Annotated in this window: 22 protein-coding genes; 8 read left to right on the top strand and 14 right to left on the bottom strand. The window is 40.0% G+C overall.

Going from position 1 to position 22,056, the window contains the following annotated elements; all coding sequences use genetic code 11:
* Positions 1-85: 85 nt before the first annotated feature.
* From rplI to rpsF, 3 genes are read right to left on the bottom strand one after another with little or no spacing between them, the layout of a single operon-like run.
* Positions 86-613 carry a 50S ribosomal protein L9 gene (gene rplI / locus PMEL_RS10885; protein WP_120175271.1) on the bottom strand — a complete coding sequence of 176 codons (528 nt, stop codon included), beginning with the start codon at positions 611-613 and terminating at the stop codon, positions 86-88.
* Between the two features lie 15 nt (positions 614-628).
* Complete coding sequence (gene rpsR, locus PMEL_RS10880) at positions 629-898, bottom strand: 30S ribosomal protein S18 (protein WP_004353605.1); 270 nt, start codon at positions 896-898, stop codon at positions 629-631.
* Positions 899-901: 3 nt separating this feature from the next.
* A complete protein-coding gene (rpsF, locus tag PMEL_RS10875; RefSeq protein ID WP_120175270.1) occupies positions 902-1,246 on the bottom strand; it encodes a 30S ribosomal protein S6 in 345 nt (114 codons plus the stop codon).
* 137 nt (positions 1,247-1,383) lie between these two features.
* On the opposite strand from rpsF, the gene PMEL_RS10870 reads away from it, so the two are divergent.
* Positions 1,384-1,587 carry a hypothetical protein gene (locus PMEL_RS10870; RefSeq protein WP_120175269.1) on the top strand — a complete coding sequence of 68 codons (204 nt, stop codon included), beginning with the start codon at positions 1,384-1,386 and terminating at the stop codon, positions 1,585-1,587.
* A gap of 297 nt (positions 1,588-1,884) precedes the next feature.
* On the opposite strand, the gene PMEL_RS10865 is transcribed toward PMEL_RS10870, so the two are convergent.
* The 3 genes from PMEL_RS10865 to mazG all read right to left on the bottom strand — a co-directional run bounded on the left by PMEL_RS10865 (position 1,885) and on the right by mazG (position 4,376).
* Positions 1,885-2,799, bottom strand: a complete 915-nt coding sequence (locus tag PMEL_RS10865; protein WP_120175268.1) for a ribonuclease Z — start codon at positions 2,797-2,799, stop codon at positions 1,885-1,887.
* 108 nt (positions 2,800-2,907) lie between these two features.
* Positions 2,908-3,465, bottom strand: coding sequence for a hypothetical protein (locus PMEL_RS10860; RefSeq protein ID WP_120175267.1), 558 nt, complete (start codon positions 3,463-3,465; stop codon positions 2,908-2,910).
* Positions 3,466-3,494: 29 nt separating this feature from the next.
* Positions 3,495-4,376: a nucleoside triphosphate pyrophosphohydrolase gene (mazG, locus tag PMEL_RS10855; RefSeq protein ID WP_120175266.1), complete on the bottom strand. Its 882-nt coding sequence runs from the start codon at positions 4,374-4,376 to the stop codon at positions 3,495-3,497.
* Positions 4,377-4,521: 145 nt separating this feature from the next.
* Between mazG and PMEL_RS10850 the strand changes: the two genes are divergently transcribed.
* Positions 4,522-7,215, top strand: a complete 2,694-nt coding sequence (locus PMEL_RS10850) for a valine--tRNA ligase (protein WP_120175265.1) — start codon at positions 4,522-4,524, stop codon at positions 7,213-7,215.
* A gap of 96 nt (positions 7,216-7,311) precedes the next feature.
* Here PMEL_RS10850 and PMEL_RS10845 read toward each other — a convergent pair whose 3' ends face one another.
* Positions 7,312-8,022, bottom strand: coding sequence for a DUF2461 domain-containing protein (locus tag PMEL_RS10845; protein ID WP_120175264.1), 711 nt, complete (start codon positions 8,020-8,022; stop codon positions 7,312-7,314).
* 48 nt (positions 8,023-8,070) lie between these two features.
* The gene (nth, locus tag PMEL_RS10840) at positions 8,071-8,718 is read right to left on the bottom strand and encodes an endonuclease III (RefSeq protein ID WP_120175263.1); all 648 of its coding nucleotides are present in this window, start codon (positions 8,716-8,718) and stop codon (positions 8,071-8,073) included.
* Between the two features lie 120 nt (positions 8,719-8,838).
* Here nth and PMEL_RS10835 point away from each other — a divergent pair, with 120 nt between their 5' ends.
* Complete coding sequence (locus PMEL_RS10835; RefSeq protein WP_120175262.1) at positions 8,839-9,060, top strand: hypothetical protein; 222 nt, start codon at positions 8,839-8,841, stop codon at positions 9,058-9,060.
* 420 nt (positions 9,061-9,480) lie between these two features.
* On the opposite strand, the gene PMEL_RS10830 is transcribed toward PMEL_RS10835, so the two are convergent.
* A complete protein-coding gene (locus PMEL_RS10830; protein WP_120175261.1) occupies positions 9,481-10,743 on the bottom strand; it encodes an Nramp family divalent metal transporter in 1,263 nt (420 codons plus the stop codon).
* Positions 10,744-11,496: 753 nt separating this feature from the next.
* Between PMEL_RS10830 and PMEL_RS10825 the strand changes: the two genes are divergently transcribed.
* The 4 genes from PMEL_RS10825 to PMEL_RS10810 are packed head-to-tail and all read left to right on the top strand — an operon-like array spanning position 11,497 to position 15,831.
* Positions 11,497-13,215: a glutamine--tRNA ligase/YqeY domain fusion protein gene (locus PMEL_RS10825; protein ID WP_120175260.1), complete on the top strand. Its 1,719-nt coding sequence runs from the start codon at positions 11,497-11,499 to the stop codon at positions 13,213-13,215.
* Positions 13,216-13,232: 17 nt separating this feature from the next.
* A complete protein-coding gene (locus PMEL_RS10820) occupies positions 13,233-14,429 on the top strand; it encodes a tetratricopeptide repeat protein (RefSeq protein ID WP_120175259.1) in 1,197 nt (398 codons plus the stop codon).
* Positions 14,430-14,457: 28 nt separating this feature from the next.
* Entirely contained in the window at positions 14,458-15,108 is a 651-nt protein-coding gene (locus PMEL_RS10815; RefSeq protein WP_120175258.1) for a DedA family protein, read from the top strand.
* A 36-nt stretch (positions 15,109-15,144) separates the two neighbouring features.
* Positions 15,145-15,831 carry a sigma-70 family RNA polymerase sigma factor gene (locus PMEL_RS10810; RefSeq protein WP_120175257.1) on the top strand — a complete coding sequence of 229 codons (687 nt, stop codon included), beginning with the start codon at positions 15,145-15,147 and terminating at the stop codon, positions 15,829-15,831.
* Between the two features lie 24 nt (positions 15,832-15,855).
* Here PMEL_RS10810 and PMEL_RS10805 read toward each other — a convergent pair whose 3' ends face one another.
* From PMEL_RS10805 to aspS, 5 genes are all read right to left on the bottom strand, one after another.
* A complete protein-coding gene (locus PMEL_RS10805) occupies positions 15,856-16,887 on the bottom strand; it encodes an esterase-like activity of phytase family protein (RefSeq protein WP_120175256.1) in 1,032 nt (343 codons plus the stop codon).
* A gap of 362 nt (positions 16,888-17,249) precedes the next feature.
* Positions 17,250-18,317, bottom strand: a complete 1,068-nt coding sequence (locus PMEL_RS10800; protein WP_120175255.1) for a mannose-1-phosphate guanylyltransferase — start codon at positions 18,315-18,317, stop codon at positions 17,250-17,252.
* Positions 18,318-18,445: 128 nt separating this feature from the next.
* Entirely contained in the window at positions 18,446-18,775 is a 330-nt protein-coding gene (locus PMEL_RS10795; protein WP_120175254.1) for a hypothetical protein, read from the bottom strand.
* Positions 18,776-18,840: 65 nt separating this feature from the next.
* The gene (locus tag PMEL_RS10790; protein ID WP_120175253.1) at positions 18,841-19,122 is read right to left on the bottom strand and encodes a winged helix-turn-helix domain-containing protein; all 282 of its coding nucleotides are present in this window, start codon (positions 19,120-19,122) and stop codon (positions 18,841-18,843) included.
* A 242-nt stretch (positions 19,123-19,364) separates the two neighbouring features.
* Entirely contained in the window at positions 19,365-21,122 is a 1,758-nt protein-coding gene (gene aspS / locus PMEL_RS10785) for an aspartate--tRNA ligase (RefSeq protein WP_120175252.1), read from the bottom strand.
* A gap of 290 nt (positions 21,123-21,412) precedes the next feature.
* Between aspS and PMEL_RS10780 the strand changes: the two genes are divergently transcribed.
* A complete protein-coding gene (locus PMEL_RS10780) occupies positions 21,413-21,799 on the top strand; it encodes a DUF1573 domain-containing protein (protein ID WP_120175251.1) in 387 nt (128 codons plus the stop codon).
* The last annotated feature ends 257 nt before the right edge of the window (positions 21,800-22,056 follow it).

Here is a 22,056-nt window from a genome sequence, read left to right as displayed (position 1 = left end):
ATGACTAAAAAATCCCCTCCACCCGAAAGTGAAAGGGATTATTATCTAACATTACTGCTTTACAGTGCAAAATGTCAATATAGAATTACTCTGCTGCAGGAGTTTCCTCCTCAGCTACAGTTGCCTCTGCAGGCTGCTCTACTGGAGCTTCCTCAACAGCAGGTGCTGGCTGATTCTCTGCAACAACAGTTACAGGAACCTTAACCTCAACCTCCTTGTGGAAGTGTACAGTAGCCTCAGATGTACCAACCTTCTTCATATCGCGCATTGTAACAATCTTACGATCGATTTCAATACCGCGCTTAGCGAGTTCCTCAACAACAGTAGCTGCATTAACTGAACCGTAAGTTACGCCAGTTGCAGAAACCTTAGTTGCAATAACAAGCTCTACACCCTCCAACTGAGCTGCCTTCTTCTCTGCCTCAGCCTTAAGAGCTGCGAGCTTAGAAGCCTGCTGCTTCAAGTTTTCAGCCAACTGCTTCTTAGCAGATGGAGAAGCGATGATACCCTTACCTGTTGGGATAAGGTAGTTACGGCCATAACCATTCTTTACATTAACGATATCGTTCTTGTATCCAAGACCGATAATATCTTCTTTCAAAATAATTTCCATCTATTGACCTCCTTTTTACTTCATCAAATCGGTTACGTATGGAAGGAGCGCAATCTGGCGAGCACGCTTAACAGCCTGTGCCACACGACGCTGATACTTCAAAGAAGTACCTGTGATACGACGAGGAAGAATCTTACCCTGTTCGTTGAGGAATTTCTTCAAGAACTCGCCATCCTTATAATCGATGTACTTAATACCGCTCTTCTTGAAACGGCAATACTTCTTCTTCTTTGTGTCGATAGAAGGAGCGGTCAAATAACGGATTTCTGATTTCTGCTCTGCCATGATTTAAGCCTCCTTTTTAGCTGCCCATTTAGCACGACGCTTCTCAGCATAAGCTGCAGAGTACTTGTCCTGCTTAACGGTGATGTAACGAATAACCTTCTCGTCACGACGGAAGCCGGTCTCGAGAGTGTTGATAACTGTTGGTTCTGCGTTGAACTCCAACATTGCGTAGAAGCCAGATGACTTCTTCTGGATGTTGTAAGCCAACTTCTTCAGACCCCAGGCCTCCTCGTTCAAGATCTCAGCGCCATTGTCGGTGAGCAGTTTCTTGAATTTAGCGACCGTTTCCTTCATCTGTTCGTCAGACAAAACGGGAGTCAAAATGAAAACGGTTTCGTATTGATTCATACTACTTAAAAATATAAAATTGTGAATTAAATTACACCTGCTTTCGCAAAATGCGGTGCAAAAGTACTGATTTTTATGCAACTGACCAAATATTTTTAGTACTTTTGCGCCAACAAACGGCATATTTACACTTTTGTATGAAAAGATATATCAAATACTTAGGCATCGCAGACATTATTTTAGGTCTACTTCTGTTCGCACTCCATGTTATTCTCCACTTCAATGGAAACGAACTACTTTTCGGTGGATTAGCATTGGTATTAAGTGGTGTTGTAATATTTGTAAGGGGAGAACGTTTAGCGTCATTTCAATCTTCAAATGAGGAAGAAAAGAAAGACTAATCACCATTTTAATCTGTAAAAGGGACAACCATTATCGAATTATTTTCACGACAAGAAAAATTTATTTACGTGAACAAAAATATTTATTTTCATGAAGAAAAATATTTATTTTCATGAAAATAATTCGGTTGTTATCATTTACAATAGGATTTTAGCACTCTAATACAAGTTCAGAAACTGATTATTCGTAATCTTAAAAGCCTATATTATATATAAGTATAGGTATATGCTACCTTTCTTATTTGTATAACATTAAGATTGGTAGATTGCATCAAAAAAAAAATCATACAAGCCTACTTATATATCAAAGGTTACACCTTCTTGTGTCAGGAAGCTATTAGGGAATATTTCTTTTGCCTCCTCTAACAACTGCTGTTCATTACCATAACGTGCAGAATAATGCCCTAAAAGAAGTTTCCCCACAGACGCATCACGAGCCACCTGTGCAGCTTGCTCAGATGTACTGTGCCAATAAAGACGAGCACGATCAGCATCTTGTGCTGCGTATGTACTTTCATGATAGAGTGTCGTAACTTCTTTTACAAGATTATGTAGGGTTTTAATGTATCGCGTATCAGAACAATAAGCATAGCTACGAGTAGGCGCAGCAGGCGTTGTCAGTTTACTATTAGGAATCACATCGCCCTCTGGCGTCACCCAATCTGCCCCTGCTTTTATATTATTAATCTGACTGATAGGAATATGATAAAAGTCTATCATATCACGGCGAATATGCGGTAGCGTTGGTTTCTCACGGAACAGATAGCCACAACATTCAATACGATGCTGCAAAGGGATTGTCTCAACCGTCAGACTCCTATCCTCATAAACCACCTTATTCTGCTTTGTATCAACAGCATGGAACACAACCTCAAACTCTAAACCTTGACAAAAGAAGTTCAATGTTTGGTCAAGAATAGGCTCAAAAGCCGCAGGAGCATAGATATGTAAAGGAGCCGTGCGTCCCGTCATACCAAAGGTAGAAATCATTCCGGGCAAGCCAAAGCAATGATCACCATGCAGGTGGCTAATAAAAACAGCGATAATCTTAGAGAAATGTATACGTGACCTGCGAAGTTGTATCTGCGTCCCCTCCCCACAATCTATCATAAAAAGCTTCTCCCTAAGTTCAACAACTTGAGAAGAAGCATTATGTTGCAAAGTTGGTAATGCACTACCGCAACCAAGAATATGTACTTTAAAGGGCTCCATATATATTTACCAATATCTTTTCATTCCACCCTTTTAAGAGAGGAATGAAAAGATTCATTTTCTTATAATAGTCGTTACATTCTCTTAAAAGAGAGCATTGCGAAGAGTTTATTTTCCTCTTGTAAAGACAAAGATACCCGCTTTATTCTCCAATGACAACGTGTCTGCACCAAGGTTTTCTATATCAAAGGTATCCTTAGACAGAATCAACTTGCCATTCCATATTTTCCAAGCTGTCCATGGATTCTTCTCAGACTGCAAACTTGAAGTGACAGTACCACCTTCTTTAATTTCGAAGTTGCGATCAAGACTACTCCAGTTACCTAACAAAGAGGTAAGGTTAATCGCTGAACGCATAAAGTTGTCACCATATTCTTTATAACCAATAATAGCAAAGCGGTCACCATTAATCTTTCCACCTTTGACAACCTCAATTGTATCATCTGGATTTACAAGATATTCAAGTGTATCACCATTGTCTGTAAGCAGAATGATAGAGTTCATACCACCATCAACCATCGTACCATAGATTGTACTATCGTTAGTAGAAACAGAGTCCTCTACCTCTCCTGATTGAGACATTACAGACTTAGGCTTGTTATCCTTGCAAGAGATTGCTACTGCAAGAATAAACAAAGACATGATAAAATAAAAGATTCTTTTCATATTTATACTCCTTAATTCCTATCGTAATTTTAATTGTTAGCAGCCTTGGCTTGATTCCATAACTCATCCATTTCAGCAAGAGTTAAGTCTTTTATCGTAACTCCCTTTTCCTTAGCTGCTTCCTCAATATAATTAAACCGTTTAATAAACTTCTGATTCGTATGCTCAAGAGCATTATCAGGATTCAAATGATAGAGGCGTGCTGCATTAATAAGAGAGAATAAGAAGTCGCCAAGCTCTTCTGTTGAACGCTGCTTATCTTCCTTCATCAACTCGTTCTTCAACTCTCCTAATTCTTCATACACCTTGTCCCATACTTGCTCTTTCTTTTCCCAATCAAAACCAACATTACGTGCCTTATCTTGGATACGATAAGCCTTAATAAGACTTGGTAGCGAATTTGGCACACCAGAGAGTACCGAAGTATTGCCATCACGCTCACGTTGTTTGCGCTGCTCCCATGTAGATTCCACTTGAGAAGCAGTATTAGGAGTTGACGACTGTGCGTTTTTAGCAGCCTGCTGTTCTTCATCTTTGTAAACAACCTGTCCCGCTGCATTAACAACCATATCAGAGCGTGTCACGCTCCAACCCGTCCAATCAATAAAATCATGTCGAAACATAAGTTTATCAGATTGTGCATTACAGACATCAGCAACATCAAAGTCATCTTTTTCTTCACCAAGCAATGAATAGAAGACAACGTGCTCCATCACATCTCCAAGTTCCTTACAAATCTCTTTTGAGTCATTTTTCAAGAGTGCATCTGCCAATTCAAAAGTCTCTTCAATCGTATTAGGACGAAGGCTTTCATTGGTTTGTTTTCTGTCCCACGGGCACTCCTTTCGGAGTCGTTCTTGAATGTCTAAAAGTCGGGCAAAAGCTTCCAGTTTCTCTTCTTTAGTATGCAAAGTCTTGATGTTTAAAGTTAAAGATAAACGTTAAAGTACTCATCTGTGTACTATTATTGATGCAAAGATACGCTTTTTAGGCGGATTTTTTGTACTTTTGCATCGTAATTTTAAAGATAATAAAGAAATAATAATATACGAGACAATGGAATTAGCAAGCAAGTATGATCCACAAATAGTGGAATCAAAATGGTACCAGTATTGGCTGGACAACAAGCTTTTCAGTTCTAAGCCTGATGGCCGCGAGCCTTACACCGTGGTTATTCCACCACCAAACGTAACAGGTGTGCTTCACATGGGCCACATGTTGAACAATACAATTCAGGACATTCTGGTAAGACGTGCCCGTATGGAGGGTAAGAATGCTTGCTGGGTACCAGGTACAGACCACGCAAGTATTGCTACAGAGGCAAAGGTTGTGAATCGCCTTGCAGAGCAAGGTGTAAAGAAGACTGACCTCACTCGTGAGCAGTTCCTTGAACATGCATGGGATTGGACACACGAGCATGGTGGCATTATCCTCAAACAGTTGCGCCGACTTGGTTGCTCATGCGATTGGGACCGTACTGCATTTACTATGGATGATATCCGCAGCGAAAGCGTTATAAAAGTATTCTGTGACCTCTATAAGAAGGGTTACATCTATCGTGGTGTACGCATGGTTAACTGGGACCCACAGGCTCAGACTGCTCTTTCTGACGAAGAGGTAATCTACAAGGATGAACATTCTAAGCTTTATCACCTTAAATACTATGTTGCAAAAGAAGACCAGACAAAGGTTGAACGAAAGAATGAAGGCAACGTAATGCATAAGGATGAGAAGGGTTACTATGCAGTTGTTGCTACCACTCGTCCTGAGACTATCATGGGTGACTCGGCTATGTGTATCAACCCAGAGGACGTTAAAAACACATGGTTGAGGGGTCTTCATGTTATCGTTCCATTGGTAAATCGTGTGATTCCAGTTATTGAAGACTCATACGTTGATATCCAGTTCGGTACTGGTTGTTTGAAGGTAACCCCTGCTCACGACGTAAACGACCACGCTCTTGGTTTGAAGCATGGTTTAGAAACAATTGATATCTTTAACGATAATGGTACTATCTCTGAGGCTGCTGGCTTGTATGTTGGTCAGGACCGTATGGATGTACGTAAGCAGATATCAAAGGATTTGGAGGCTGCAGGCCTCATGGAGAAGGTTGAGGACTATGATAATAAGGTGGGTTACTCAGAGCGTACACACGTACCTATTGAGCCTAAGCTCTCTACACAATGGTTCTTAAAGATGCAGCACTTTGCTGATATCGCCCTCGCTCCAGTCATGAACGACGATATTGAGTTCTATCCTAAAAAATACAAGAACACTTACCGCCACTGGTTAGAGAATATTAAGGACTGGTGTATCAGCCGTCAGTTGTGGTGGGGTCATCGTATTCCAGCATATTACTTCAAAGATGCTGAGGGTAAGAATGCCACTGTTGTGGCAGAAACTACTGAAGAAGCATTGAAGTTGGCACAGGATATCAACCCTTCTGTTACAGCTGCTGACCTCGAGCAGGAGAGCGACTGTATGGATACTTGGTTCTCAAGTTGGTTGTGGCCTATCTCTGTGTTCGATGGAATCAATAACCCTGATAACGAAGAAATCAACTACTACTACCCTACCAGCGACCTCGTTACAGGTCCAGATATTATCTTCTTCTGGGTAGCACGTATGATTATGGCAGGCTATGAGTATCGTGGAAAGTTCCCATTCAAGCATGTCTACTTCACAGGTATTGTACGTGATAAGCTCGGACGTAAGATGAGTAAGAGTCTTGGTAACTCACCAGACCCTATCATGTTGATTGAGAAGTACGGTGCTGACGGTGTTCGTATGGGTATGATGCTCTCTGCACCTGCAGGTAATGACATCCTCTTCGACGAGACACTTTGCGAGCAAGGACGTAACTTCAACAATAAGATTTGGAATGCTTTCCGCCTCGTTCAGGGTTGGGAAACAGCTGATACTGAGCAGCCATTGGCAAGTAAGATTGCTGTTGAATGGTTCGATGCGAAGCTGAAGGAAGTAAATGCCGAGATGAACGAGCAATTCAAGAGCTATCGTATTTCAGAGGCTTTGATGACTGTTTACCGCCTCTTCTGGGACGAGTTCTCAAGTTGGTACTTGGAGATGATTAAGCCTGAATACGGCAAACCAATCGACAAGCTCACCTACGAAGCAACCCTTAAATTCTTCAATTCACTCTTGAAGATGTTGCACCCATTCATGCCTTTCATTACTGAGGAGTTGTGGCAGCACATCTATGACCGTAAGGATAGCGAGAGTATTATGCGGGATGAACTCAAGCTCGATGCTCCAAGCAAGGACGAGTTGAGTCTTATTGAAGCAATTGAGCAGGTTAAGGCGATTGTCAGCGGTGTGAGAACCGTACGCAATCAGAAGAACATTGCTCCAAAGGTTGAGCTCGACTTGAACGTAATTGGTCAGAACAACTATGAGGCTTATAATAGTGTAATCATCAAGATGGCTAACTTGAAGGCTATTGAAGTGGTAACAGAGAAGAGCGGAGACGCATCTGGTTTCATGGTAGGTACTGATAGCTTCGCTGTCCCAGTGGGCGACTTGATTGACGTTGCAGCTGAGATTGAGAAGCAGGAGAAGGAACTTAAGCACCTTGAGGGCTTCCTCATAGGTATCAAGAAGAAGTTGTCAAACGAGAACTTCGTGGCAAATGCTCCTGCAGCAGTCATCGAACGTGAGCGCAAGAAGCAGAGCGACTCTGAAGAGAAGATTGCCGCTTTGAAGACAAGTCTTGAAGAGTTGAGAAAGAAGTAATCTATTATCTCTTTGGCTAATACATTAATTAGCCAAGGAGTTTTAGTAAAAATAGAAACAAAGAGGAATGCCTTCGCATTCCTCTTTTATTTGTTTCTATTCATAATCATCTACCACATTATTAATAAAGTCCATCATAGGCTTACCCGTCTTGAAGATATGTTCTAACTGCTCAATCCAACCATCGCCCTCGAAGAAATCATCAGCAACTTTAACCCAACAGCAGTAATCCTTCATTCGAAGATACTGAAGATGCTCATAATCCTTTGGAAATCCCTTTGGAACCGTCTTTAAGGAAGCAAGTCCAAAGCCTTTTTTACTGACTTTATCGTCTGTCCATTCACCCTCATTGGGTCGTCCAAACAAATTGATGAACTCCTCATTCTCTACATGCTTGAGCCATTCATCAACATTCGCCATAATTTCATTGCGGCATGAAGTCAATATATTCGTAGGCAACCAATAGCAGCCAACAGCTACTAAGCAGTTACCTGGTTGAAGATGTATATAATAACCGCCACGCAACGCTTTTCTACCACGTGCACAAATGTATGCACCCAAGTGGCGTTTATACGGACTTTTATCAGGTGAGAAACGAACGTCACGGTAAAAACGATAGGTACAATCCTTTGCCGTCAAGTGTGAAACCTCATCATCAAAGGTTGCCAAACAAGATATTATTTGGTCAACTCCGTTCTCAAAATCAGCCTTCACCTCATCGTATTCAGCCTTATGCTCCTGAAACCATTGCTTATTATTGTTCGCAGCAATACCTTTCAGAAAGTGCATTATCTTCTTTGTATTCATATTCTTCCTATATTATATCCTTTTTATCCTTTACCTTTTGGGGACTTTTTATAACTTACTATTCTCCAACAACTTTGGACATATATCATCAAAGGGGCAATGCTCGCAATCAGGCTTAGCACTCTTGCAAACATAACGGCCGTGAAGCAATATCCAATGATGTGCATCAGAGACCTCCTCTGTAGGGATATTCTTCATCAGATAATCCTCAACTTTACGAGGGGTATTTGCTGTTGAAGGAACCAGACCCAAACGATGACTGACACGGTAGACATGCGTATCAACCGCAAGTGTTGGCTTACCAAACCACACTGCTTGAATAACATTTGCCGTTTTACGCCCTACTCCCGGAAGCGTAACAAGTGCATTAGGGTCTGAAGGCACCTCACCATCAAACTTCTCAACCAATATCTTCGACATCTCAACCAGATGCTTTGCCTTTGAATTTGGGTAAGAAACACTCTTTACATATTCAAATATCTCATCAGCAGTAGCCTCTGCCATCGCCTTCGCATCGGGATAATGACGAAACAACTCTGGTGTAATTGCATTAATTCGCTTATCCGTACACTGAGCAGAAAGGAGTGTCGCACAAAGAAGTTGGAATGCTGAACCAAAATTTAGCTCAGTCGAAACATGCCCAACATTCTTGCGAAAATAACTCAGTGCATAATCATATCTTTCTTTTCTTGTCATCTTGTTCTTATTAACTTTATACAGTTATATTTACTGCAAAGTTACTGAAAACTTAGAGATTATTTGGTGCTTTCCGAAACTTAATGTAATTTTGCATCATAAATAAAAAACAAATCAATTATGATAACTCCAATGACAGGACTGATTGCACTGCTTATCATCGCACTGATTGGCTGGGTAGTCGCAGAACTTAAAAACAAGTGCGTTACTTTCGTTCACTCTGAAGAAGAGGCTGAGGGCGAGGAAGAAATGAGAGAAGCTTACGAAGCACATGGTGGTAGAGAACTTAATCTGAAAGACTTGCTTGCACATAACAGTACGAACGGCTACAAGTCTATCTAAGATTAATAGCAAATAACATAATAGACGGGAATGATATGGTCGTATCATTCCCGTCTTTTTTATATTATATAATGTAGGATTAACCCGCAGAAGTTGGCTTTTTATAGGAGTAAAGCACAAATAGCCACTTTGAAAAATCATTACACAAAGAAAGAGAAAAGAAGTTACTTTTACCTTAAAAGTACCAAGAAAAATCACACCTATAACTTTCAGAGAATCAAACAGTTGCAAAAACACATTGCAAAAGGTGCTTAACTGCATTGCAAAAGGGCGTTAGTTGCATGCCAACTAACGCCCTTTTAGATCTCAATTAACGCCCAATTGAAACGCAATTAAGCATCTATTAATTTACACAATGTGAATTTATTTTACAAAGCACAAGTCTACTCTTATCCTAACCCATCTTACAAGATGCAGCCACTATGATATACTCTCTATTAAGAGCCATATATTAAGTAAGGTGACGATACCCGCTAATGAATAAAGGAAGAGCATATTCAACTTCGTGTTGGCATATTTACCCATCACACGCTTAGAAGATGTCAAACCAACTTGTAAGAAGACGGTGAAAGGAAGTTGAACAGATAAAAACATCTGTGATATAATCAGCCCCTTAAATGGGTCACCAATAAAGAATATCAGCAGAAGGGCAATACCCAATGAGAGAACAATACCAACGATAGAGTGTGCATCTTTCGCATTATATGACTCACCAAAAAGTCCTGAGAAGATACTACCCGCAGCCATTCCACTGGTTATCGTACTTGAAATACCAGCTAAAAGCAAGGCAATTGCAAATATATTCGCTGCATTATTACCCAACAGCGGTTGTAACATTGCTTGCGCTTGAGAAAGTTCATCTACGTGCTGACCATGAGAGAAGAATGTACTTGCTGCCAAAAGAATCATCGCAGAGTTAATAGCCCAACCCACAATCATTGAGAAAAGTGTATCGACAAACTCATACTTCAACATGTGCTGGATACGCTCGTCACCCTCCAAATTAATCTCACGGCTCTGTACAATCTCTGAGTGAAGGAAAAGGTTATGAGGCATCACAACAGCTCCTAACACGCTCATGATAATCAAAAGAGAACCTTGTGGAACTGTCGGAACGAAAGCACCTTCAATAGCTGCAGGCCAATGAATGTCAACAAGAAAGAGTTCATAGACAAACGAAAGACCTATCATTGACACAAAGCCAATAATAGCACGCTCCATCTTCTTATAGCTATTCGTAAACAGCATAATCAACACGGCTACAGTTGTTAAGACAGAACCCGTTGGAATACTTATACCAAAGAGCATTTGTAGCGCAATAGCACCACCGAGAATCTCAGCTAAAGAGGTAGAGATACTGGCAAGAATAGCACTCAAAATAATAGGACGACCTATCCACTTGGGTGCATACTTAACAGCAGCCTCACTAAGACAGAGTCCTGTCACAATTCCAAGATGGGCAACATTATGCTGTAAAGCAATAAGCATAATCGTCGAAAGGGTTACTACCCATAACAAAGCGTAGCCATACTCAGAACCAGCAGCAAAGTTACTTGCCCAGTTACCAGGGTCAATAAAACCTACGGTCACCAAAAGTCCGGGACCAATAAACTTAAATATATCTAAGGCACCCAGCACACGCGGGTGGTCCTTACGTCGTAGTTCTTTAAATATATTCTTCATTTTGTTCCAGTTTTATGCAAAGTTACAATATCTATACGACAAACTACAAGATAATAAGAAAATATTAAAAAAAATACAAACAAGTAGGTAGGTGGATTTAAGGAAAGTTCGTTTCAAACTAAATGTATAATATTACCATATACTATTCTCTAATAAAACGAATAATAAAAGATTGGTACTAAGCGTTAAAATACACTTTGAATCGTCATAATTACACCTAAGTATAAATTAGAAATACACTTAAATGAACTATAAAGAAAAATATAATATTAATTTTAAGATAACTAAAACGCATAAAGTGAATATTGTAAATAAAAATACGACACCTCAAAATTACTAAAAATAAAAATGCCCTACGCTTCACAGCGATGGGCATTCAATCTCAATAGGTATTAGTTTCTTTAAGGTAAAAAGATTGTATTCAGGATAACGTTTGCAAAGATAGGGCATTATTTTTATATGTGCAAACTTTTATGCAACTTTTTTATCAAAAACAAAACATTTGTTATCTCATATACACCTATCACTGACAGGCTGTCATATTCACTTTTATTAAACACTTGAAAAAGATAAAGAAAAATGGTTTTATTTCGTTACAGAATCTGCAATAAACCTTTCAAAGCATCACTCAAGAATCATTTTATAAAGTTCTTTTCAAACTGCATAAAAGAATATACACCATTATTTATAATAAAGTGCATCAAAAACGAGAAAAAATAAGTAACTTTGCAGCATAATAATAAATAGGAAAATATGACTACGATAGAGAACAACACCAATGAGGAGAAGCGTAGCTTGAGCTTCGTTGAACAACTGGTAGAGGAAGACCTCGCAAAGGGTAAAAACGGAGGACGTATTCAGACACGTTTCCCGCCAGAGCCAAATGGCTATCTCCATATTGGTCATGCAAAAGCGATTTGCATGGACTTTGGTGTAGCTGAGGATTATAAGGGTATCTGTAATCTTCGCTTTGATGATACAAATCCAAGCAAAGAGAATAATGAGTATGTAGAGAACATTCTTCATGATATTAGCTGGCTTGGATTCAAATGGGGTAACATTTATTATGCAAGTGATTACTTCGAGAAGTTGTGGGACTTTGCTGTATGGATGATTAAGAAGGGCTTGGCGTACGTTGACGAGCAGACTTCTGAGCAGATTGCAATACAGAAAGGTACACCAACAACTCCTGGTACAGCATCACCTTATCGTGATCGCCCTATAGAGGAGAGCCTTGCTCTGTTTGAGCAGATGAACACACCAGAGGCTGTTGAGGGAAGCATGGTACTTCGTGCAAAGCTGGATATGGCTAATCCTAACATGCACTTCCGTGATCCTATCATATATCGAATCATTCAGATTCCACACCATCGCACAGGTACAAAGTGGCATTGCTATCCAATGTATGACTTTGCGCACGGACAAAGCGACTACTTTGAGGGTGTTACCCACTCTATCTGTACACTCGAGTTTGTTCCTCATCGCCCTCTCTATGATAAGTTAATTGACTTCTTAAAGGAAAGTGATGGCACAGATGACAACTTGACTGATAACCGTCCACGACAGATTGAATTCAACCGTTTGAACCTTACTTATACAGTAATGTCAAAGCGTAAGCTTCACACTTTGGTTGATGAAAATCTCGTTAAGGGCTGGGATGACCCACGTATGCCTACTCTCTGCGGTATGCGTCGTCGTGGTTATTCTCCAGAATCTATCCGTAACTTCATTGATTCTATTGGCTATACCAAGTTTGATGCACTCAATGACGTAGCATTGTTGGAGGCTGCTGTACGTGATGACTTGAATAAGAAGGCAACACGTGTTAGCGCAGTGCTCGACCCTGTAAAGCTTGTTATTACCAACTATCCTGAAGGTATGACAGAGGAAATGGAAGCTATCAACAACCCAGAGAATGAGGCTGATGGTTCACACACTATCACCTTCTCAAAGAATCTTTGGATTGAACGTGCTGACTTTATGGAGGATGCACCAAAGAAGTTCTTCCGTATGTCTCCAGGTAAGGAAGTAAGATTGAAGAATGCCTACATTGTTAAATGTACTGGCTGTACTAAGGATGCTGAGGGCAATATCATTGAGATTCAAGCAGAATACGATGCAGAGAGCAAGAGTGGTATGCAGGGTGCTGACCGTAAGGTGAAGGGTACTCTCCACTGGGTTAGTGCAGACCATTGCTTAAAGGCTGAGGTACGTGAATACGACCGTTTGTTCAATGTTGAGAATCCTGCTGCTGACGAACGTGATTTCCGTGAACTTCTCAACCCAGAGAGTCTTACCGTACGCACCGAGTGCTACGTTGAGCAGTATCTCGCAGAGAAGAAGCCTGGAGATTACTTACAGTTCCAGCGTACTGGTTATTTCATGCTTGACCCAGATACAACAGCCGACCACCTCGTGTTCAACAAGACTGTTGGTTTGAAGGATACTTGGGCTAAGAAGGCCAAAGCATAACTAAAGTAAAGTTAGATTTGGATATATACTATCAAAGTGATAAATTCAAGCAGTTACTTCGAAGATATGAAGAATTGCAGGAAGACAACATCAGCGAGTTCCTCGACCCTGAGGAACTAACTGATGTTGCTGAGTATTACCACTATATTGGTGAGGATAACAAGGCTTTAGAGGCTGTAGACTATGCTATTCACATGTATCCGACAGCCACTATTCCACTTTCTTTCAAGGCACGTTTGGCACTATTCTGCAACGATGACCCACAACTTGCTGACGAGATTGCAGAGATGATTGTCGATAAGACTGATTTAGATTATCTCTATCTTAAGGCTGAAATTATGATTGTTGACAACAAGGCTGCAGAAGCTGATGACTTCCTTCAAAGCCAGTACGACGCGATTATTTCACAAGAAGACCGTGAGGATTACGTCCTTGATGTTGCAGCCCTCTTTTCTGATTATGAGGAAACTGAATATGTAGAGAAGTGGTTAAGCCGCTCAACAAAGACGGAAGACAACGACTACAAGGAACTTCGTGCACGTGTTCTCAAAAATCATGGGAAGTATAAAGAGAGTGAGTCGATCCTCAATGAGTTACTTGATACCAACCCATATTCTGGTCCTTACTGGAATCAGTTAGCTCAGACTCAGCTTTTAAGAAATGACATTAAGGATTCTATCACATCAAGTGAATACTCTATTGCTATCAATCCTGATGATGAAGAAGCTATCCTCAACAAGGCAAACGGACTCTTTTCACTTGGTAATTATGAGGAGGCGCTGAAATATTACGAGCGTTATAAGAAACTCTGCCATAATCAAGATACAACTGTCGTTGATGTTACCATCGGACATATACATCTCATGCAGGGCAATGCTTCAGAAGCGCAACGTTATTATCATTTGGCATTAGCAGAAACAAAGAGTAAGAGTCTAACACTCATCCACATTGGTATTTCAACCTTTGACAATGGGTATGTAGAATATGCTTATAATATCTTTAGTACGTTATTGCCTGAAATGGATGACGACTGGGACATTGGTTTTGCTTACCTTGCACGTTGTTGCTATGAATTAAAACTAAAAAAAGAATTCAAGATATACGTGCAACAAGCCGTTAAAAGAAATCCAGAGGAGAGTATTATGATGCTATCAGACCTTTATCCAGAAGGTACAAGCCCTCAGGACTACCCCAACATTCGTATTTTAAAATAAGTTGAATTATAATTAATAACATATCATTATGAGTTTTATCACATCCATGCTCGGACATCTCAACTATGGCACCATCTTCTTTTTGATGCTTCTTGAAAGTACAGTTATCCCTGTACCATCAGAATTAGTTGTTGCCCCTGCTGCTTATCATGCTGCTGCTGGCAACCTTGATATATGGCTGGTAATTCTTTTCTCCACTTTAGGAGCAGACGTTGGTGCATCTATTAACTATCTTGCGGGATGGTATCTGGGACGCCCAATCATCTATAAATTTGCTAATAGTAAATGGGGACACCTATGCTTGTTGAATCAAGAAAAGGTTGAAAAGAGTGAGAAATACTTTGATGACCATGGTATGGTGGCTACTATCACAGGCCGTCTCTTACCAGGTATACGCCATCTCATCTCTATTCCAGCAGGATTGGCAAAGATGAATTATTGGAAGTTCTTACTTTATACAACGATAGGTGCTGCTTCTTGGCATAGTATCCTTGCCTTCTTAGGACATTATATGCACTCTTTTGTACCAGAAGATCAACTCGAAGAGAAGATTTTAGAGTATGGAGAGTATATCAAGTTCGGCTTGATTATTTTGGTTATTCTCGCATGCCTTTATTTCCTTATTAAATGGTATATCAAGAGAAAGAAGAACGATAATAATCAATCACAGCAGGTGTAACGCTATATACCGATATTCACTTAAAAACTCCTTGTTATGACTTCAAACGAAAAATACATTGAAGATATAGCTAATGAGCAGCTTCTTTCAGATAAAGAAGAGCAGGAATTAGCTGAAAAAATAAAGGTTGGCGACGCAAGAGCCTTGGAGAAACTGACCAAGGCTAACTTGAAGTTTGTTGTTTCCTTGGCACATCAATATCGTAATTGTGGATTGGGAGAAGACGACCTTATCAGCGAGGGAAATATTGGGATGATGTATGCTGCACAGAAGTTTGACGGTTCAAGAGGTGTGCGCTTTGTTGTCTTTGCAGCTCCATATATCCGTAATGCCATGGAGGAGGCTATCAAGGAGCAGGCTACACTCTATAAACTCCCTAAAAACGAGACAAGTAGATTTGAACAGAAACGTTCACGTGCCATCTCTATTGACCAGCCAGTACCTGTAGGTAGTAGTAATAATTTCACACTACAACATATCCTTGAGAATGAGAATGCAAAGCATGCAGATGAACATCTTAACCAAGAAATCCTCAGTAATGAGATTCAAAAAGGCTTAGATATACTTGATGATCGTGAGAAACATGTTATCACCTATATCTATGGCTTAGCTGGGGCACACTATACTATGGCTGAGATTGCAGAGGATATGGGACTAAAGCGTGAGCGTGTAAGACAGATTCGTGACAAGGCTTTGCGCAAACTTCATAAGAAGATGAAATAACTGCTGCGCTAAACCGAATGAAGTTCATCGAATAATAATCGTACGAAACCAATCGCGAAGAACACCACCATATTGATCTTGGCTGTCAGCACAAAGTACTATAACTTGGCTTCCGTCTGCAAGGCGGGGGCCAAGACACATACCTTCATAATTAGCAAGATTCTGACGGAGCAATCCCAATGAGGTTTTCCACGCTGCAATCAATGTTTTCTGCATATACGGGCTATCAGTATCAAGCTCTTTTTCTTGACTGATAGATATAGACTGAGCAGGGTTTACACAATAAATCTTATTCTCTACAAACGATCCTATCTTACTTGAAGTCACTAAGAATTCACGCTCTAAAACAAGCAACTTTCCATCATCTAAGGCTGTCATTGCTGGTACACCCATTGCATAATTAGAAGCAGAAGGATTATTCTCCGCCACATCCATTAAATAGGCATATTGTTCCTGTGGAGCAAAAGAGTCATCAAAACTCTGAAAACGAAGCCGATTCTTCACTTGATTCGTTGCATTAGCTTGTTGCCCATCTGGCTTCAATGTACTTTCAGAAGTTGTCCAAAAACGATGAGTATGAGCATTGTAAGTTAATGCTTCAAAGCTATATGCTGGTGTAGCTATGCTGAAAATAGAAGGTATAGCTAACTCTCTACCTGTCAGTTTACCATTCATGTCATATTCCAAGATTCTACTATCTGCCTCACGAGATATTAACAACGTACTGTCCTTAGGAAAAAAAGCTATTCCCTCTTCATCTTTATTCGCCTCCCCCGACGACTGAAAGCCATCATTCACGACCTCTTTAATATCTCCACTAACAGAATCTATCTCTATACGAAAGAGAAAGAAACCACTTTGTGCAGTCTTATCTGAAACCACAGCATAGCAATTAGCTCCCAACCATGTCAATCCACTATAATTCCCCTTTGGAACTGTTCGTTGAAAATAGTGCTGCGGATTAATTCGCACAAGTTGTGGAATCTGCGCAAAGAGTGTAAATGGAAAACATAAAACAAAGAATATAATCAACTTAAGCTTTGGTATCATAATCATGAATATTTAATTTCAAATCGTCTGACAAACACTTCTCAACTTATGTAATCATTGAAGTCTTATAATATAGTAGAAGAACTATTAGCAAGTTCCCTACCTTTTCTAATCTATGTGCGAACGCCCAGCACGAGGCGTGCGGAGGCTAAACACCAATGGTGCGGAGGCCTAACACCACTCAACATAACATCAGAATAAGAATAACGAGATGGTCGACTCAATCAAACGACAAGCATTTAAATAATTGAACTTTCAATAAGAACGTTCTGAACTAACCTCCTACCATAAAAGAGATATGCGTAGGACCAGTATCTAAAACCAGCACCTACGCAAACTATTTACTTATAATTTCAAATCAAGCAAACTTATCCTTCACCCGTAAACTGCTTCAAACGCTGCTCTTCTGAGAGGCGACAGATAAGCAATTTGCCATCTTGTTCAGCTACAATATAGCCATCAAGTCCTTGGATAACCACCTTACGTTCCTCCGTTGTATGTACAATACAGTTCTTACTATCAAACAGATGAACATCATTACCAATAACAGCATTACCGTAAATATCATGTTGTGTCTGAGCAAGCAACGAGCCCCAAGTTCCTAAATCACTCCACCCGAAGTCTGCAGGACAAACAAATATCTCCTCAGCCTTTTCCATAATAGCATAATCAACAGAGATATTCTCACATTCAGGATATACCTCATCAATCACGCGTTGCTCATCTGCAGTATCCAAAACATCCATGATACGCTCAAAAATTCTTGCTATACTTGGTTGATAGATACGGAAAGCATTAACAATAGTAGAGGCACTCCAAATAAAGATTCCTGCATTCCAAAAGAAGTTATTCTGCTTAATATATTGCTCAGCTGTTGATAAATCAGGCTTCTCACGGAACTGATCTACACGATAAATCTCACGATTACGCGCTGAAGCAGTTGAAAGATCAGCTTGTATATAGCCATAACCCGTTTCTGGACGTGTTGGTTTCATACCCAAAGTAACCACAGCATCAGTCTCTGCGGTAAACTTCAAGCAGTTAGTGATTACACGCTTAAACTCTGCTTCATTGGTTACAATATGATCACTTGGCGACACCACAATATTAGCCTTTGGGTTCTCTTTCTTGATACGCCAACTCACGTATGCAATACAAGGTGCTGTATTACGACGACAAGGCTCGCTCAGAATATGATTCAAAGGAATCTCTGGGAGCTGTTCATGAACCAAAGAGACATACTTTTGGTTCGTGACAACCCACACATTGTCAGAAGGAACAACACCTGCAAAGCGATCATAGGTCAACTGGATAAGTGATCTACCTACTCCTAAAACATCAATAAACTGCTTAGGACAGTCTGCAGTACTCATCGGCCAGAATCTACCGCCTACGCCACCTGCCATAATGACAAGATGATTATCTGTTTGCGCCATAACTATTTATCAAAAAATTAATATGATTGCAAATATACAAATAAAAATGAATAACGACAATTAATACTGTGGCTTTTTCTTTTTTAGTGGTATTAAGTAAGAAGAACTAAGAAAAGAAAGCTATAAAATTAAAAATCAAATAAGCTCAGACTTTGATCTTCAGCAGGCTTCTCTTTAGGGGTTTCTACCTCGTCATGAAACTGAAGAATGAGTTGTTGAGACAATTGATTACTCTCATTAAGTCGATAAACTCCTTTCCTACTCTTTTCAATAAGAGAGTTACAAGACTTGCTATTCTTCAAGAGATACATCTGTACATACTTATGTACATCTTCTTGATTAAGCGAATTGAAAAGAGAATTACAAGCATTAAAAACATGACGGGAGATTTTCTGTACAGAAAGTCCCTCGCTACCTGCCTCAGCAAGAACCCGTAATATTTCTTTGTCGTATTGCATACAAAAAAGGGAGCCTATACCTTTATTATACAGACTCCCCTCCTGTGTTATAGTAATTACTCTAATTAAGCAAGAGCAACTTTGCCGTCTTCACCTTTAACTTTACCCTCCTTAAAGAGCCAGCCAATACCGAGATAAACCTCCTCAGTGCTAATATTAGCAGCCTTAGCAATCTCAGCAACTGTCAAGGCCTTAGCCTCAGCAGCAAGAGCATTGTAAACATCGCCAGCCTTAAAACCGACATTCTCTGCGTTAATAGCTACAACTACCTTCTTTGCAGGAGCTTTCTTTGCAGGAGCCTTCTTTGCTGCTTTAGGAGCAGACTTAACTTCTTTCTTTTCTGTCATAGTTTTATACAATTAAAGTCTCGTTCAAGCAATCGAATAATTATATATTTGTACTTATCTGCTAAAGTAATGCATACGCACAAAAGAAATTATTAGTTTTCTTCAGTTGAATGCTATTTATTTGTTGCAAAAGTACATCAAATAATCCAAAGTATCAAATACTTACGACGAAAAGTAACAGATAATGAACGCTTTAACTCCTTAAGTAACAATTTATTGACATAAGTCAACCAAAAAGAGTATTATGCCTTCAAATCTAACTTGATTTCCAACTCGTCCAATTGCTTCTGATCGATAAACGAAGGAGCATCCAACATGACATCACGGCCACTATTATTCTTAGGGAATGCGATACAGTCACGGATTGAATCGAGACCAGCCATAATGCTAACAAAGCGATCAAGACCGAAAGCAAGACCTGCATGAGGTGGTGCACCATACTTGAAAGCATTCATCAAGAAGCCAAACTGTGCCTTAGCACTCTCTGGTGTAAAGCCGAGAACCTCAAACATCTTCTCCTGCAACTGAGTATCGTGAATACGAAGTGAGCCACCACCAACTTCAATACCATTACATACAAAGTCGTATGCCTTTGCTCGAACCTGCTCTGGATGCTCATCCAGCAACTGGATATCATCAGGATGAGGCATAGTAAATGGGTGGTGAGTTGCCATCAAACGCTGCTCTTCATCGCTCCACTCAAACAATGGGAAGTCAACAATCCATAGACACTTAAATACGTTCTTATCGCGAAGACCTAAACGATCACCCATCTCAAGACGTAAAGAACAGAGTTGAACACGTGTCTTTCTAACATTGTCACCAGAAAGAATCAGCACAAGGTCGCCATCCTTGGCACCTGTTGTTTCCTTAACTTTCAGCAACTGCTCCTCTGTATAGAACTTATCGATAGAACTCTTAATAGTACCATCTGCATTGTACTTGATAAATACAAGGCCCTGAGCACCTACCTGAGGACGCTTCACAAAGTCAGTCAATTCGTTGAGTTGCTTGCGGCTATATTCAGCACAACCAGGCACAACAATACCACCGATATAAGCAGCCTCATCAAATACAGAGAAAGAACCTGTACCCTTCAAGTCGTCCATCAACTCTACGAACTCCATGCCAAAACGCAAGTCTGGCTTATCAGAACCAAAACGTTTCATAGCATCGTGCCACTTCATCTGCTCCAATTTAGGAAGCTCTACACCACGAATCTCGCGGAAAAGATGACGCGCCATCTCCTCGAACAGATTGATAACATCATCCTGATCAACAAATGACATCTCACAGTCAATCTGTGTAAACTCTGGCTGACGGTCAGCACGTAAGTCCTCATCACGGAAACACTTAGCAATCTGGAAGTAGCGATCAAAACCTGCAACCATCAACAACTGCTTCAATGTCTGTGGACTCTGTGGAAGCGCATAGAACTGACCTGGGTTCATACGTGATGGTACAACGAAGTCACGTGCACCCTCTGGTGTTGAACCAATGAGGATAGGAGTCTCAACTTCCATAAACTGTGCAGAGTCGAGGAAGTTACGAATAAGAATCGTCATGCGGTGACGTAATTCCATGTTCTTACGCACAGCCTCACGACGAAGGTCTAAATAGCGATATTTCATACGGAGGTCATCACCACCGTCTGTGTTATCTTCAATTGTAAAAGGAGGAGTCTCAGAACTGCTAAGTACCTTCAATTCCTTGGCAATAATTTCTATATCACCTGTTGGAATCTTGTTATTCTTACTCTGACGCTCATTGACAACACCCTTAACTTGGATACAATATTCACGTCCTAACTTGTTAGCTTCGCCACAAAGGTCTGCATTATCGGCCTCATTGAAAACTAACTGGGTAATACCATAGCGGTCACGAAGATCGACAAAAGTCATACCTCCCATTTTACGTGCGCGCTGTACCCATCCAGCGAGGGTTACTTCTTTGCCTGCATCCGAAAGGCGCAGCTCTCCACAAGTATTTGTTCTATACATACCTTATTATATGTTTATTATATTTTGCTTCTGCAATTAACAAAAAGGAAAATCATCTTCCAATTGTTAGGTTTAAATAATCTCCTGCAAAGATACGAACTTTAAATTAAAAATGGGAAACACCTTATAAAAATATAAAGAAAGTTCTACACCTTTTATTGTTAAGACAATAGGCAGAAATGAGTTAAAATAACAATATCTCCTTAATTATTGTGAATTTTTAGTGAAACTATAAACTTTCTGATTACTTTTGCATCGAACTTAATAAATATCAATTAAACAAAGACGACATGAAAAAGTTCTTATTAATGACAGTGATGTTAGTTTTCGGATTGACATTCGCAGTAGCACAGAATCAGGCAGAAATTAAATTTGATAAGGTAACTTACGACTTCGGTACTTTCTCTGACGACAACCCAGTGCACAAAACAACATTCACATTTACAAATGTTGGTAAAGCCCCATTGGTGATTAATCAGATTGTTGCAAGTTGTGGATGTACCATTCCTAACTATGACAAGAAACCGATTGCACCAGGTCAGAAAGGTACGATTGACGTGACTTATAACGGAACAGGTAAGTTCCCAGGACACTTCAAGAAGAGTATTACCGTACGTACAAATGGAAAAGTTGAAATGACCCGTCTGTATATAGAAGGTGTCATGACTGGCAAGTAAGTCCATAAATAAAATAATAAAGCCAGCTTTTACGTATCTGTAAAAGCTGGCTTTATTATTTTACAAAAACTCCACACTCAAGTCTTTTGTAATAAAAAATCAGAAATTCATTTTTTGTTAACGCTTAATTGCATCCGAATTAGGCATATATTGGCTTCTAAAAGATGCCCTTTTGAAGTCCAACTAACGCCCTTTTGAACCCTTATTAAGCACCTTTAAGAATACGAGTTTACAACAAACTGACATACTGATAGTTA

This window comes from Prevotella melaninogenica, assembly GCF_003609775.1.
Taxonomy (GTDB): Bacteria; Bacteroidota; Bacteroidia; order Bacteroidales; family Bacteroidaceae; genus Prevotella; species Prevotella melaninogenica_A.
The sequence above is the reverse complement of the archived record's forward strand: the minus strand, read 5'-3'. Positions and strand labels throughout refer to the sequence as shown.

What these genes read in the sequence shown, in the direction of transcription:
- rplI (WP_120175271.1), bottom strand. Translation starts at nt 613, where the DNA reads ATGGAAATTATTTTGAAAGAAGATATTATCGGTCTTGGATACAAGAAC.
- rpsR (WP_004353605.1), bottom strand. Translation starts at nt 898, where the DNA reads ATGGCAGAGCAGAAATCAGAAATCCGTTATTTGACCGCTCCTTCTATC.
- rpsF (WP_120175270.1), bottom strand. Translation starts at nt 1,246, where the DNA reads ATGAATCAATACGAAACCGTTTTCATTTTGACTCCCGTTTTGTCTGAC.
- PMEL_RS10870 (WP_120175269.1), top strand. Translation starts at nt 1,384, where the DNA reads ATGAAAAGATATATCAAATACTTAGGCATCGCAGACATTATTTTAGGT.
- PMEL_RS10865 (WP_120175268.1), bottom strand. Translation starts at nt 2,799, where the DNA reads ATGGAGCCCTTTAAAGTACATATTCTTGGTTGCGGTAGTGCATTACCA.
- PMEL_RS10860 (WP_120175267.1), bottom strand. Translation starts at nt 3,465, where the DNA reads ATGAAAAGAATCTTTTATTTTATCATGTCTTTGTTTATTCTTGCAGTA.
- PMEL_RS10850 (WP_120175265.1), top strand. Translation starts at nt 4,522, where the DNA reads ATGGAATTAGCAAGCAAGTATGATCCACAAATAGTGGAATCAAAATGG.
- PMEL_RS10845 (WP_120175264.1), bottom strand. Translation starts at nt 8,022, where the DNA reads ATGAATACAAAGAAGATAATGCACTTTCTGAAAGGTATTGCTGCGAAC.
- nth (WP_120175263.1), bottom strand. Translation starts at nt 8,718, where the DNA reads ATGACAAGAAAAGAAAGATATGATTATGCACTGAGTTATTTTCGCAAG.
- PMEL_RS10835 (WP_120175262.1), top strand. Translation starts at nt 8,839, where the DNA reads ATGATAACTCCAATGACAGGACTGATTGCACTGCTTATCATCGCACTG.
- PMEL_RS10830 (WP_120175261.1), bottom strand. Translation starts at nt 10,743, where the DNA reads ATGAAGAATATATTTAAAGAACTACGACGTAAGGACCACCCGCGTGTG.
- PMEL_RS10825 (WP_120175260.1), top strand. Translation starts at nt 11,497, where the DNA reads ATGACTACGATAGAGAACAACACCAATGAGGAGAAGCGTAGCTTGAGC.
- PMEL_RS10815 (WP_120175258.1), top strand. Translation starts at nt 14,458, where the DNA reads ATGAGTTTTATCACATCCATGCTCGGACATCTCAACTATGGCACCATC.
- PMEL_RS10810 (WP_120175257.1), top strand. Translation starts at nt 15,145, where the DNA reads ATGACTTCAAACGAAAAATACATTGAAGATATAGCTAATGAGCAGCTT.
- PMEL_RS10805 (WP_120175256.1), bottom strand. Translation starts at nt 16,887, where the DNA reads ATGATTATGATACCAAAGCTTAAGTTGATTATATTCTTTGTTTTATGT.
- PMEL_RS10800 (WP_120175255.1), bottom strand. Translation starts at nt 18,317, where the DNA reads ATGGCGCAAACAGATAATCATCTTGTCATTATGGCAGGTGGCGTAGGC.
- PMEL_RS10795 (WP_120175254.1), bottom strand. Translation starts at nt 18,775, where the DNA reads ATGCAATACGACAAAGAAATATTACGGGTTCTTGCTGAGGCAGGTAGC.
- PMEL_RS10790 (WP_120175253.1), bottom strand. Translation starts at nt 19,122, where the DNA reads ATGACAGAAAAGAAAGAAGTTAAGTCTGCTCCTAAAGCAGCAAAGAAG.
- aspS (WP_120175252.1), bottom strand. Translation starts at nt 21,122, where the DNA reads ATGTATAGAACAAATACTTGTGGAGAGCTGCGCCTTTCGGATGCAGGC.
- PMEL_RS10780 (WP_120175251.1), top strand. Translation starts at nt 21,413, where the DNA reads ATGAAAAAGTTCTTATTAATGACAGTGATGTTAGTTTTCGGATTGACA.